The 12,089-nt window shown below is 68.4% G+C and carries 11 protein-coding genes and 1 pseudogene; 3 read left to right on the top strand and 9 right to left on the bottom strand.

Annotated elements, in window-relative coordinates; translation table 11 throughout:
* Window positions 1-7: 7 nt before the first annotated feature.
* The 5 genes from D0T21_RS29365 to D0T21_RS29345 form a co-directional block, all read right to left on the bottom strand.
* Window positions 8-928, bottom strand: a complete 921-nt coding sequence (locus tag D0T21_RS29365; protein WP_116994008.1) for a sensor histidine kinase — start codon at window positions 926-928, stop codon at window positions 8-10.
* A gap of 1 nt (window position 929) precedes the next feature.
* Window positions 930-3,086, bottom strand: coding sequence for an EAL domain-containing protein (locus D0T21_RS29360; protein ID WP_116994009.1), 2,157 nt, complete (start codon window positions 3,084-3,086; stop codon window positions 930-932).
* Window positions 3,083-3,487, bottom strand: coding sequence for a response regulator transcription factor (locus D0T21_RS29355; protein ID WP_116994010.1), 405 nt, complete (start codon window positions 3,485-3,487; stop codon window positions 3,083-3,085). Before D0T21_RS29355 ends, D0T21_RS29360 begins: the two co-directional genes overlap by 4 nt.
* 67 nt (window positions 3,488-3,554) lie before the next feature.
* Window positions 3,555-4,169, bottom strand: a complete 615-nt coding sequence (locus D0T21_RS29350; RefSeq protein ID WP_116994011.1) for a response regulator transcription factor — start codon at window positions 4,167-4,169, stop codon at window positions 3,555-3,557.
* On the bottom strand, window positions 4,166-6,349 hold the full coding sequence (locus D0T21_RS29345) for an ATP-binding protein (RefSeq protein WP_116994012.1): 2,184 nt from the start codon (window positions 6,347-6,349) through the stop codon (window positions 4,166-4,168). Before D0T21_RS29345 ends, D0T21_RS29350 begins: the two co-directional genes overlap by 4 nt.
* Before the next feature lie 336 nt (window positions 6,350-6,685).
* Between D0T21_RS29345 and D0T21_RS29340 the strand changes: the two genes are divergently transcribed.
* On the top strand, window positions 6,686-6,892 hold the full coding sequence (locus D0T21_RS29340; protein WP_116994013.1) for a hypothetical protein: 207 nt from the start codon (window positions 6,686-6,688) through the stop codon (window positions 6,890-6,892).
* 18 nt (window positions 6,893-6,910) lie between these two features.
* On the opposite strand, the gene D0T21_RS29335 is transcribed toward D0T21_RS29340, so the two are convergent.
* Complete coding sequence (locus D0T21_RS29335) at window positions 6,911-7,477, bottom strand: Hpt domain-containing protein (RefSeq protein WP_116994014.1); 567 nt, start codon at window positions 7,475-7,477, stop codon at window positions 6,911-6,913.
* Window positions 7,474-8,436, bottom strand: a complete 963-nt coding sequence (locus D0T21_RS29330) for a CAP domain-containing protein (protein WP_116994015.1) — start codon at window positions 8,434-8,436, stop codon at window positions 7,474-7,476. The genes D0T21_RS29335 and D0T21_RS29330 overlap by 4 nt, the downstream gene beginning before the upstream one ends.
* Window positions 8,437-8,596: 160 nt before the next feature.
* On the opposite strand from D0T21_RS29330, the gene pssA reads away from it, so the two are divergent.
* Window positions 8,597-9,376, top strand: a complete 780-nt coding sequence (pssA, locus tag D0T21_RS29325; protein WP_373995383.1) for a CDP-diacylglycerol--serine O-phosphatidyltransferase — start codon at window positions 8,597-8,599, stop codon at window positions 9,374-9,376.
* A gap of 26 nt (window positions 9,377-9,402) precedes the next feature.
* Here pssA and D0T21_RS29320 read toward each other — a convergent pair whose 3' ends face one another.
* Complete coding sequence (locus D0T21_RS29320) at window positions 9,403-10,329, bottom strand: aldo/keto reductase family oxidoreductase (RefSeq protein WP_116994017.1); 927 nt, start codon at window positions 10,327-10,329, stop codon at window positions 9,403-9,405.
* 214 nt (window positions 10,330-10,543) lie between these two features.
* Here D0T21_RS29320 and D0T21_RS29315 point away from each other — a divergent pair, with 214 nt between their 5' ends.
* On the top strand, window positions 10,544-11,833 hold the full coding sequence (locus D0T21_RS29315) for an EAL and HDOD domain-containing protein (protein ID WP_229211686.1): 1,290 nt from the start codon (window positions 10,544-10,546) through the stop codon (window positions 11,831-11,833).
* 9 nt (window positions 11,834-11,842) lie between these two features.
* On the opposite strand, the pseudogene D0T21_RS32670 reads toward D0T21_RS29315, so the two are convergent.
* Window positions 11,843-12,089 (bottom strand): annotated as a pseudogene (locus D0T21_RS32670) (IS110 family transposase); the annotation flags it as partial.

The following is a 12,089-nucleotide window of genomic DNA, read 5'->3' as shown; positions in this document are numbered from 1 at the left end:
GGTCCGTTCAGGCGGTGTGCCGCTGCGGCAACACCACGCGGAAGGTGCTGCCTTGGCCCAGCTCGGTGCTGACGTCGATGCGGCCGCCGTGCTTGTGCACGATGTCCTGCACCAGCGACAGGCCGAGGCCGGTGCCCTGGCCGGCCGGCTTGGTGGTGAAGCTGGGGTCGAACAACTGCGGCACATGCTCGGGCGCGATGCCGCTGCCGGTGTCGCTGACGGCGAACCAGACTTCGCCGTCCTGGGCGCCGGTGCGCAGGGTGATGCGGCCATGCTGCGGGCCCAGCGCGTGGGCGGCGTTGACCACCAGGTTCATCACCACCTGGTTCAGCTGCGAGGGCAGGCACTGCACCGGCGGCAGCACGCCGTAGTCGCGCACGATCTCGGCGCGGCCCTGGAGCTCGTTGCGCAGCATGGTGAGCGTGGCGTCCATGCCGCGGTGCAGGTCGGCCCACTCCCACGGCTGGTTCTGTTCGCCGGCGTGCGACCAGGCTTTCAGGTCCAGCACGATCTGGCGCACCCGCTGCATGCCGTCGCGCGATTCCTGCACCAGCTGCGGCAGGTCGCGGCACAGGAAGGGCAGGTCGAGCGCCGCGCGCAAGGCGGCCTGCGCCGGCGCGGGCCGGCAGGCGCAGGCCGCCGGTTCATAGGTTTGCAGCAGCGCCAGCAGGGGCGTCAGGCTCTCTTGCAGCATTTCCAGGTTGGCGCAGACATAGGCCACCGGGTTGTTGATCTCGTGGGCGATGCCGGCGGCCACCTGGCCCAGGCTGGCCATCTTGCCGGCCAGGTCCAGCTGGCGGCGCAGTACGCGCAGCTGTTCGTCGTACGCTTCGTAGCTGGCGTCGACGGCGGCGCCGAAGGCGGCGGGATCGGACTGCGCCGACGCCGGATCGAGCAGGCTGAACTGCTGGGCCAGCAGCGGATGCATGTCAGCCTCCCGCGGCCATGGCCAGCTGCGGCGCCGCCGGTTCCTGCAGGCCGTGCAACTGCCAGTAGTGGCGGAAGGCGGCCTCGATATTGCTGCGCAAGGTGCGGTTGTCCCAGGGCTTGGTGTAGAAGCGGTACAGGGCGCCGCGGTTGATCGATTCCATGATGGTGTTCAGGTCGGTGTAGCCGGACAGGATGATGCGGAAGGTGTCCGGGTACATCTGCTTGATCTTGTCGAGCAGTTCGGTGCCGCTCATTTCCTCCATGCGCTGGTCGCACAGCACCAGCTGCACCGGGTATTGCGCCAGCAGCGCGAAGGCCTGGGCCGCGCCGTTGGCGGTCAGCACGCGGTAGCCGTCCTGGCGCAGCAGGCGCTGCAGGGAGGTCAGCATGTGCGGCTCGTCGTCGATGATCAGCAAGGTGCGCTCGGGGGCGTCGCCGGCGTCGTTCGGCAGGCGCAGGCGGACGTCGTCGCGCAACAGTTGTTCCAGCTGCGCCGCCGGCAGCGGCCGGCTGTAGTAGTAGCCCTGGATCTGGTCGCAGCGGTGGCGCCCCAGGTAGGCCAGCTGGGCCGCCGTCTCCACGCCCTCGGCCACCACCTCCAGCTTCAGGCTGTGCGCCATGGCGATGATGGCGTCCACCACGGCGGCGTCGTCGGGACTGCTGGTCACTTCGCGGATGAAGGCGATGTCGATCTTCAGCGTGTCGACCGGGAAGCGCTTCAGGTAGGCCAGACTGGAATAGCCGGTGCCGAAGTCGTCGATGGCGATATGCACCCCGCTCGCGCGCAGCGCGCTCAGGGTGGCGGCGGTGCGGCCGATGTCGTCCATCATCGCGCTCTCGGTCACTTCCAGCGACAGCAGGGCGGGGTCGATGCCGTGGCGGGCGATGGCCTCGGCCACGGTCTGCTCCAGTTTGGCGTCGGCGAACTGGCGGCTGGCGACGTTGACGGCGATCGGCAGCGGGCCGTTGGCGTGCGGCGCCCAAGCGGCGATCTGGCGGCAGGCCTGGTCGATGGCCCAGGCGCCGACCGGCACGATCAGGCCGCTGCGCTCGAGCAGCGGGATGAACTCGGCCGGCGACACCAGGCCGTGGCCGGGCCGGTTCCAGCGCAGCAGCGCTTCGGCGCCGACCATGCGGCCGGTGCCGATCTGCACCTTGGGCTGGTAGTACAGTTCGAACTCGCCGCGCTCGCTGGCATGGCGCAGCGCGTGCTCCAGCTGGTAGCGCGTCTGCGCTTGCAGGTCCATGGCGTCGGTGAAATAGCAGCAGTGGTCGCGCCCCTCCTGCTTGGCCTGGTGCAGGGCGATGTCGGCGTAGCGCAGCAGCGTGCCGACGTCGTCGATGTCGGACGGGCAGGCGGCGATGCCGATGCTGACGGTGATCGTGGTCTGGCCGCCGGGCAGGTTGAACGGCTGCAGCAGCGCCTCGCGGATCTGGTCGGAGACCGCGCCGGCCTGTTGCAGCTCGGCCGGCAGCAGCAGCGCGAATTCGTCGTTGCCCAGGCGGCCGAGGGTGGCGTGCGGCGGCGACAGCAGGTTCAGGCGCCGGGCGAACTGGCACAGCAGGGCGTCGCCGGCGGCGTGGCCCTGGCTGTCGTTGATGGCGGTGAAGCCGTCCAGGTCGACCAGCAGCAGGGCGCTGGCGCGCGGCCAGGCCGCCGCCAGCTGCGGCACCATGGTCTGCGCGAACAGCTGGCGGTTCGGCAGGCCGGTCAGGTGGTCGTGGCCGGCCATGCGCAGCCCGTAGTTGCGGCTGCGGGTGTAGAGCAGCCGCACTTCCAGCATATTGCGGATGCGCGACAGCAGCTCGTCGTAGTCATAGGGCTTGCACAGGAAGTCCTTGGCGCCGGCCTTGAGCGCGCGCAGCTTGTAGTCCGGCTCGGCGGACACCACCAGCACCGGCAGGTATTGCTCGGCCTCGATCTGGCGCAGGCTGTCGAGCACCTCGAAGCCGTCCATGCCCGGCATGTTCAGGTCCAGCACGATCAGGTCGTAGTGATGCAGGCGGTGCATGGCGGCCACCGCCGGCGCGTCGCTGGTGCTGCTGACGTCGGTGTAGCCGGCGCTGGCCAGCACGTGTTCGAGCAGCGTCAGGTTGACCGGCTGGTCGTCGACGAGCAGGATCTTGGCGGCGTGCAGTGGGGTGGTCGGGTTCATGGCCGTGGGCCTCCGGTGAAGGGCGCCGCCGACTGGCCGCAGGCCAGGCTGATGGTGTCCAGTAACAGTTGATCGTTGACGGGTTTGCTCAGGTAGGCCAGCGGCCGGTGTTGTTGCGCCTGCGCCTGTTCGGCCGGAGTCGGGTGGCCGGTGAGGATGATGACGCCGACCTCGGGCGCCAGCGCGGCCAGCCGCGCCTGCACCTCCAGCCCGGACAGGCCCGGCATGTGCACGTCCAGCACCACGCAGCACGGATGGCCGCCGTCGAGCGCGGCCAGGAAGTCGGCGCCGCCGGCAAACGCTTGCGCGGCGATGCCGCTGGAACGCAGCAGGCGCAGCAGCGCGCGCCGTATCGCGTCGTCGTCGTCTACTACAGCCACCCAGGGAAGTGAGGTATCCATGCCTGCAGAATAGCCCGGCGGAAACGGCGCGGCTATTGGACCTTGGGCCTATGGGCCTTTGCGCCGGCTAGCCCAGGCGCGCGCGGTCGACCAGGCGCACCAGCGCCGTCACCGAGCGCACTTGCATTTTCGCCATCACGCGCGCGCGGTGCACCTTGACGGTCTTTTCCACCGTGCCCAGCGCGGCCGCCACCTGCTTGTTGAGCAAGCCTTCGATGACCAGGTGCAGCACCTCGGTTTCGCGCGGGGTCAGCGTGGCCAGCCGCTGGCGGATCTCGTCCAGCTCGGCGCCCGCGCTGCGCGCCTGGCGGTGCTGGGCCAGCGCCGCGTGGATGGCGGCGATCAGCCGTTCGTCGTCGACCGGCTTGGTCAGGAAGTCGGCCGCGCCCAGTTTCATGGCGCGCACGCCGGTGTCGATGTCGCCGTGGCCGGTCAGGAAGATGATCGGCAGGGTGCTGGCGCGCCCGGCCAGCGCCTGTTGCAGCGCCAGGCCGTCCATCTCCGGCATCGACAGGTCCAGCACCAGGCAACCGTCGGCGCCGTCCGCCGCCAGCGCGTCGAGGAAGGCGCGGGCGCTGGCGTAGGGCTGCACCGCGAAGCCGGCCGCGCCCAGCAGCCGCGCCAGCGCCTTCAGCACGGCCGGCTGGTCGTCGACCAGGAACACCCTTTGTTCGCCGCTCATGGCGCACCCTCGGCCAGCGGCAGGCGCAGGTGGAAGCTGGCGCCGCCGTCGGGGTTGTTGTGCGCCCACAGCGTGCCGTGGTGGGCAGTGGCGATGCTGCGGCAGATCGACAGCCCCAGCCCCATGCCGCGCGCCTTGGTGGTGTAGAAGGGATCGAAGATGCGCGCCAGGACGTCGGGCGCGATGCCGGCGCCGCGGTCGATCACGCTGAACTGCACGGCGTCGCCGTCGCGCACGCAGCGCAGCACGATCACGCCGTCCGCGTGCGCCTGCGCGGCCTGGGCGTCGCAGGCGTTCATCAGCAGGTTGATCAGCACCTGCTGCAGCTGCACCGGATCGGCGCTGAGCGTCAGCGCCGCCTCGCCCAGCTCGGTGCGCACGGTCAGGCCGTGGTGGATCAGGTCGTTGCGCACCAGGCGGATCACGCCGTCCACCAGCTCGGCGGCGGCTAGCCGCTGGTGCGGCGTGTCCTGCTTGCCGAACAGGCGCCGCAGCCGTTGGATGATGTCGCCGGCGCGCTTGTCCTCGTCGACGATGTCGTCCAGGATCTCGGCCACCTCGGCCAAGTCGGGCGCCGGCTGGGCCAGGAAGCGGCGGGCCGCCTGGGCGTTGCTGAGGATGGCCGTCAGCGGCTGGTTCAGCTCGTGCGCCAGCGCGCCCGACAGCTCGCCCAGCATGGCCACCCGCGCCAGGTGGGTGACTTCCTTCTGCTTTTGCTGCACCTCCAGCTCGGCCTGCTTGCGCTGGGTGATGTCGAGCGACACGCCGCGCACCCGCAGCGGCCGGCCCTGCCCGTCGTGCTCGATGCTGCCGTGCGAACCTATCCAGCGCTGTTCGCCGCTGGCCAGCAGCACCCGGTATTCCATGTCGTAGCGCAGCGCGCCGTGCCGGGTGTGGCTGAGGGTGTGCTGGACGGCGGCGCGGTCGTCCGGGTGCACCTTGGCCAGCAGGTCGGCCAGCGTCAGCTGCTGTTCCGGCGCGAAGCCGAACAGCGCGCGCCACTGCTCCGAGCACCAGATCAGCTGGTCGCTCAGTTCTCGGGTCCAGATGCCCAGGTGGGCGGCGTTGGCCGCCAGCGCCAGGCGCTGCTCGCTTTCGCGCATGTCGGCGCGGGCTTGCCGCACGCTGAGCGCGGCGTCGCGCAAGGCCAGTCCCAGCTGGTTGGCTTCGCGGAAGTGCAGCGGCGGGATCGCCAGGCTGGCGCCGGCGCCGACCGCGCGCGCCGGCGCCACCAGCGCCTGCACCGAACGGGCGATGCGCCCGCCCAGCAGCCACGCCAGCGCCATGCCGGCGCCCAGCGCGGCGAGCGTCACCGACACCAGCCAGGCCAGTGTGCGGTACAGGCTGGCCGTCAGTTCCTCGCTTGGAATGCCCAGCACGGCGCTCCAGCCGGTGCGGGTCGAGCGGCTGTAGACCACGTAGACGTCCTGCCCGTCCAGCGTGCGCGTCGCCATGCCGGACTCGCTGGCGCTGGCCATCTGCCGGCGCAGCTCGGCGCTGACCTGGCGGCCGGCGTAGGTGTCCTGCTCGTGCGAGCGGGTGGCCACCCGGCCCTCGGTGTCGAGCACGCTGGCGCGCCAGTTGGCCGGCAGTTTTTGCTCGGTCAGCACGTGCTGCAGGCGCTGCGGCGTGAAGACGGCATTGAGCGTCATGACGATGACGCCGGCCCGCACCACCGGCACGCCGACCACGAAGATGGGCCGCCCGTACAGCGGGCCGATGAACATGTCGGACACGCCCGGCCGGCCGCTGGCCAGGATGCGCTGCAGCAGCGGCGCCCGCCCCAGCTTGGCCAGCGGCGCGCCCCAGGGGCGGCGGGTCGACAGCAGCAGGGCGCCGTCGGTGCCGATCAGGACGATGCTGTCGGCGCCCAGCTTCTCCACCAGGCCGCTGGCGCGCTGGTGGAAGCCGCGCAAATCCTGGTTGAGCAGCATGTTCGAGGTGCTCAGCGTTTGCAAGGCCAGCTGGGTGCTTTCGATGTCGCGGTCGGTGGCGGTGATGATGGAGCGGGCGCGGCTGACGGTGTTGTCGATCAGCTGGGTCCGCTCCCTGTCGTAGAAATGGACGATCAGGAAAGCGGTCACGGCAACGACTGGCAAGATGCAAGCGATGGCCAGGAGCGCAAGACTGGCGCGCACGCCGGGAGCGTGGTGCCGGGTCGGGGCAGGCGCGGAAGTCATGGATCGCTGGAGGCTTTATCGGCGCCGTCGGGACGGCGGGAATACCGGTCGATGGTGATCGAGTTTGCCCCGGGACCGCCAGCAAGTCACGAAAATTCGCGGCCCGATGTTGCCTGTCGGACTCACTATCATTTTCTACTTTTCCATTAATAAATTTTTCTTCATTCTACAGCGCTTGCGGTGCGGCTGGGCAACCACGTTTTTGGGCTTTTGGCGCATGGGGCCGCCATGCCGAACCTGCTATCATGATTTGGTTGAGAATTCTCATACATCGGATATTCCGCTGAAGTAATCTTGCAAACGTGGACCTGAGCACTGCCTGGAAAGGAGGCGATCGTGGAACCGACACAAGAGAGCGTACCGGATGATGGCGCCGGCGTTGCGCCGTCCGCCACGGCGCCGCTGGCGCCCGCGCGCACCCGGCAGACGCTGCCGCCCAAGGGCGCCTGCTGGTACTGCGACAAACCGTTGGACAATGTGCGCCGCTTCTGCGACAAGGAGTGCGCCGACGCCTTCGACGAGGAAAAGGAATATACCCGCTGAGCCGCTGAATCGTTGAATTCAGGCCGGGTCTGCGCGCAGCTGCACCAGCGCCGTCTCGAAATCGAACTGGTGGGCCGCGCTCGTCACGCGCTCGAAGCGCGCCACGCCCAGCGCGGCGGCCAGCACTGTGGCCGACTGTTCCAGCACATCGATCGCCGCCCCATCGCCTTCCTCCAATAGCCGCGCCAGGTGCTGCACCAGCATGCGCGCGTCCGCCGCCGGGGCCGGCGCGGCCGGGATGTCCGGCGCGCCCTCGGCCGCCAGCAGCGTGGCGATTGCCTGCATCAGCTGCGCCAGCGCCTGCTCCAGCGGCGCCAGCGGCGCGGCGCAGGATGCCGCCTCCAGCGCGGCCGCCAGCTGCTGCACCTGCTGCGCCCCGATCATGCCGGCCGCGCCCTTGACGGTGTGGACGATGCGCACCGCGTCGGCGCGGTCGCCGGCCGCCAGCGCCGCGCCCACCTCGGCCGCGGCCGCGTGGTAGCGCTGCTGGAAGCGCCGCACGATGTTCAGGTACAGCGCGTAGTCACCCATCAGCTGTTGCAGCCCGCTGGCCACATGCAGCACGGCAGCGGCGGGCGCGTTCATCGGGTGGTGAACGACCAGTTGCGCGTCACCGCCACGCCGGCCACCAAGCCGCTGAAGCTGACGTCGTAGACGGTGGCGCTCTTGAGCGGCGCCAGCGGCACGATGGCGGCGGCGGTCTCGGGCGTCAGGGCGTCGACGGCGTGGCTGAGCAGGCGCACGTCCAGCGTGGCGCCGCCGCGCGGCGCCACCGTGAAGTTTTGCACCGTCACGCCGACGCCGGCGCGGATGGTGTCGGCGTGGACGCTGATCGGATAGCCGACCTCGTTGCGTCCCGGCACCGGGTCGGGCGATTCGCTGTCGCTGAAGAAGTTGACCGGCACGCCGCTCTGGTTGGCGGCCGGGTAGTTGACGATGCGGCCCGCGCCCAGGCCGGCGCCGTAGCCGCCGACAGCGGTCAGGTCGGCGGTGAAATAGGTGTAGTTGGCGCTGGTGGTCGCGGCGCCGGTGCCGACTTCCTTGAACACCGGCTCGAACATCACGAAGCGGTGGTAGATCGCGGTGATCAATTCCTCCGCCTGGTAAAAGCCGGACGGGTTGCTGGTGGCGGAAATCACTTCGCCGATCGCATACGGCAGCGGGGTCTGGTAGCCGGCGTTGGTCAGGCGGTCGAGCAGGGTGGCGCCGGTGAAGCCGGGCAGGCCGGGCGTCTGCTCGTGGCTGACGGTGTTGTTCAGGCGCTGGTAGTTGGAATGGCCCTGGGCCGCGGCGTCGATGCCGGCGTTGCGCGCCAGGGTGGACAGGCCCAGCTGCGCGCGCCGGTAGTTGATCCAGTTATAGCCGTCGAGCGCGGTGTTGCCGGTGAAGACGGGGGCGCCCGGCGCCTGGGTCAAGTCGGGCGGTGCGACGCTGGGGCTGTCGCTGGAGGACGCGCCGCCGCCACCACCGCCGCCACAGGCGGACAGCAACAGGGCCAGCAGCAAGGCGGACAGCGCGGGGGCGCATCGACGGTGGGTCATCATGGAAACTCCTGTGCAGTGTGCCGCCGGGCCGTGGCCGGCTGTAGCAATTTTATGCCAGATTTCAGTCTGGCAGCACCCGGTATGAACAACGATGACACCGGGTTAAAATGGTAAGCTTGCCGTTTGCTGTGCCATGCGGCGTTTTTTTGATTGCCCCAATTTGAAGCCATTACACCATGCGCGCGTGCAGCGCGCCAAGTTCGCCCTGCCCAGCCTGGTCACCCTGATGTCGATCGCGTGCGGCTTCGGCAGCATCGTGATCTCGGTCGACAACGCCCTGATCGGGTCCGCCCATGACTACCGGCTGGCCGCCGTGCTGCTGGTGCTGGCCGGGGTGTTCGACGCGCTCGACGGCCTGGTCGCGCGCGCCACCAACACCGCCTCCGCGTTCGGCATGCAGCTCGACTCGCTGGCCGACATGATGAACTTCGGCTGCGCGCCGGCATTGCTGTTGTATTGTTACGGCTTCGTGCAGCTGGGCGTGGACCATCCGACCTTGCTGCGGGTGGGCGGCATCGCCAGTTTCTTTTTCGTGGCCTGCGGCGCGCTGCGCCTGGCGCGTTTCAATGTGAATGTCGGCCGTACCGATCCGCGCTATTTCGTCGGCATGCCGAGCACGGCCGGCGCGGCCTGCGTGGCCTCGGTGGTGGTGGCGTGGCCGGACCCGGCGGCCACGGTGCTGCATGGCGGCCTGATCGTCGCGCTGCTGTTCGTGGTGGGCGGCTTGATGGTGACCACCGTGCGCTTCCCCAGCTCCAAGCAAAAGAAAAGCAAGGCCGCGCTGGTGCTGCTGGTGGTCAACCTGGGCTTGCTGGCCTGGTTGCAGGCCGTGTACTTCGCGCTGTTCTTCGCCGTCTACATCGCCGGCACGCTGGTGCTGAACCTGGCGTGGCGGCAGGGCTGGCGCGGGATCGCGCCGCCGCTGGTCTACGAAGACTAAGCTTCTAAAAAGACAGGTTGTAGAACTCAAGCCACTTCGTGACCGCGCGCCGCGCGCAGGATCTCGAACCACTGGCTGCGGCTCAGGCTGAACTGGGTCGCTTCCACCGCCTCGGCCACCGCCTGGATGCGGCCCGAGCCCGTCAACGGCAGCGGCCGGCTCGGCAGCTGCATAATCCACGCAAACACCACGCTGCCGAACGGGCGCCGTAGCTCGTCGGCCACCTTCTGGATCGCCGTCCGCACGCGGCTGCCGTCGGCGTCGTCGCGGCTGAACAGGCGGCCGCCGGCCAGCGGCGACCAGATCATCGGCGCCACGCCCAGGTCTTGCAGGCCGTCGAAGGTTTGATCGAACAGCGGCGCCACGCACAGCGGCGAGAACTCGACCTGGTTGGTCGCCAGCGGGATGCGGCGGTTCAGGCACTCGAACTGGTGGCGGCTGAAGTTGGACACGCCGAAGTGCCTGACCTTGCCGGCCTGGCGCAGCCGCTCGAAGGCGCCGGCGATCTCGTCGAAATCCATCAGCGGGTCCGGGCGGTGGATCAGCAGCAGGTCCAGGTGGTCGGTGCCCAGCTGGCGCAGCGAATGCTCGGCCGAGGCGACGATGTGGCTGGCGCGGGTGTCATAGTGCTGGACGGTGTGTTCCGGGCGCGCCTGGTTGACCAGCTTGATGCCGCACTTGCTCACCAGTTGCATGCGCGCGCGTAGCGACGGTTGCAGCGCCAGCGCTACGCCGAACAGCGCCTCGACGCCGTAGCCGCCGTAAATGTCGGCATGGTCGAAACTGGTCACGCCCAGGGCCAGGCATTGCTCGATGAAGCTGACGCGCTGCTGCGGCGTCAGCTGCCATTCGTTCATGCGCCACATGCCGGCGACGATGCGCGACAGGGACAACCCGCCTTTGCTGGTGACGATGGCGGGGCAGGTCAGGTCGGTCGGCGGGGCGTAGCTCATGGTCGCACTTTCAGGGTTGAGGGGAGTGGCGGAGATTATAGCGGCAAGCTTGTACTTTAGTTACGCGGGCTCGTGTTTGTCTGGCAATGAATTTTTGGGCAGGGGGCGTTTTTCGCCCGGTTTTTCATTGTATGATCGAAATTAATATACGGTGATGGAGGGTAAGCAAGTGGGCTTCTTATCGTTTCTAAAAACCAAACCGGAACCCGCGCCTGTGCCGGCCAGCGCGCCCGCCAAGGCGGCGCCGGCGCCCGCCTCGCCGCCCGAACCCGAAGGCGATCCCGAGGCGATCGTGGTGCGCGCCGAAATCGTCGACGAACGCCACCGCCTGTGCGGCTACCGTTTTTCCGTGCCCTTCGGCGGCAACCGCGCGCCGCTGCCGGAGCCGGTGTTCGTCGAGACCCTGGTCGCGGCGCGTCTGCCGCAGTTTGCCCAGAACCGCATCGCGCTGGTGCTGCTGAGCATGGACGCGGTGATCTTCAACCGCCATGCGCCGCTGGTGGCGCCGCACACCGTTTTCATGCTAGACCGCAAGGGCGCCAGCCTGCCGGTGGAGCAGATCGCCGGCCGCATGACGGCGCTGCGCGAGACCGGCTGCAAGGTGGCGCTGCGCGGCATTTCGCTGGACCCGGCCGACGCGCCGCTGCTGGCGGTGTGCGACGTCGCCATGCTGTCGCTGGGCGAGCATACGCTGGCCGACTTCCAGTCCCTGGTCAAGCAGTTGCGCATGCGCTATCCCGACATGAAGCTGGCGGTCGACGGCGTCGAAACCTGGGATGAGCAGCGCATGTGCATGTCGTGGGGCTGCAATTACTTCATGGGCCACTTCCTGACCACCAGCGACAAGGTGGACCCGGACGCCAAGGTCGACCAGAGCCGCATGACCTCGATCGAGCTGCTCAACCTGCTGCGCACCGACGCCGAACTGCCGGCCATGATCGAGGTGGCCAAGCGCGATCCCGGCATGACCTACCAGGTGCTGCAATGGGCCAACGCGCCGAGCAACGGCCAGACCACCAAGGTGACCAGCTTGCAGCAGGCGTTCATGGTGCTGGGGCGCAATCAGCTATACCGGGGCTTGACGGTGTCGATGTTCCGTCTGGGCGGCGGCGCCAACCAGGCGCGCGATGAATCGCTGCTGGAAGTGGCGCTGACGCGCGCGCGTTTCCTGGAGACGTGCAGCAAGCTGCCGCAGGCGCAGCGCGACGAGTTGTTCCTGGTGGGGCTGCTGTCGCTGTTCGATGTATTGCTGGGGGTGCCGATGGCCAACCTGGTCGACAAGATGCATCTGTCGGACGATATCCGCGACGTATTGCTGAACAGTGATGGGGTCTACGGGCCGTATCTGACGATCGTGCTGCTGCTCGAACGCGACAAGGTCGAACGGGCGCTGGAGATCGCCGAGAAGGAGGGGCTGGATATGGATGGGTTGGGCATGGTCGGCCAGGCGGCCTTCAAGTGGGCGCAGGAATCGATGCAGCACACCCACGCCAACGACGACTAACAACTGGGGTCAGATACCGTCTTGAATGACAAGCCCTTTCGATAAGTAATTAGGATCGAAGGGCTTGTCGTTGCGTATCACTCCATAAATCAGGTGTGCCAGTTTGTGCATGACTGCTCCGATGACAGCTTTCTTCGCCATCCCAGTTGCAGTAAGTCGTTCTGCAAATTGATGCAGGATGGGGTTGTGCCGGCGTGCCACCAAGCTAGGCATGTACAGCGCAGCGCGCAATGAGGTACTGCCGGTTCGACTGATC

This window comes from Duganella sp. BJB476, from assembly GCF_003416895.1.
GTDB lineage: Bacteria > Pseudomonadota > Gammaproteobacteria > Burkholderiales > Burkholderiaceae_D > Rugamonas.
Note: the sequence above shows the minus strand (reverse complement) of the source record. Positions and strands in the feature narration are given on the sequence as shown.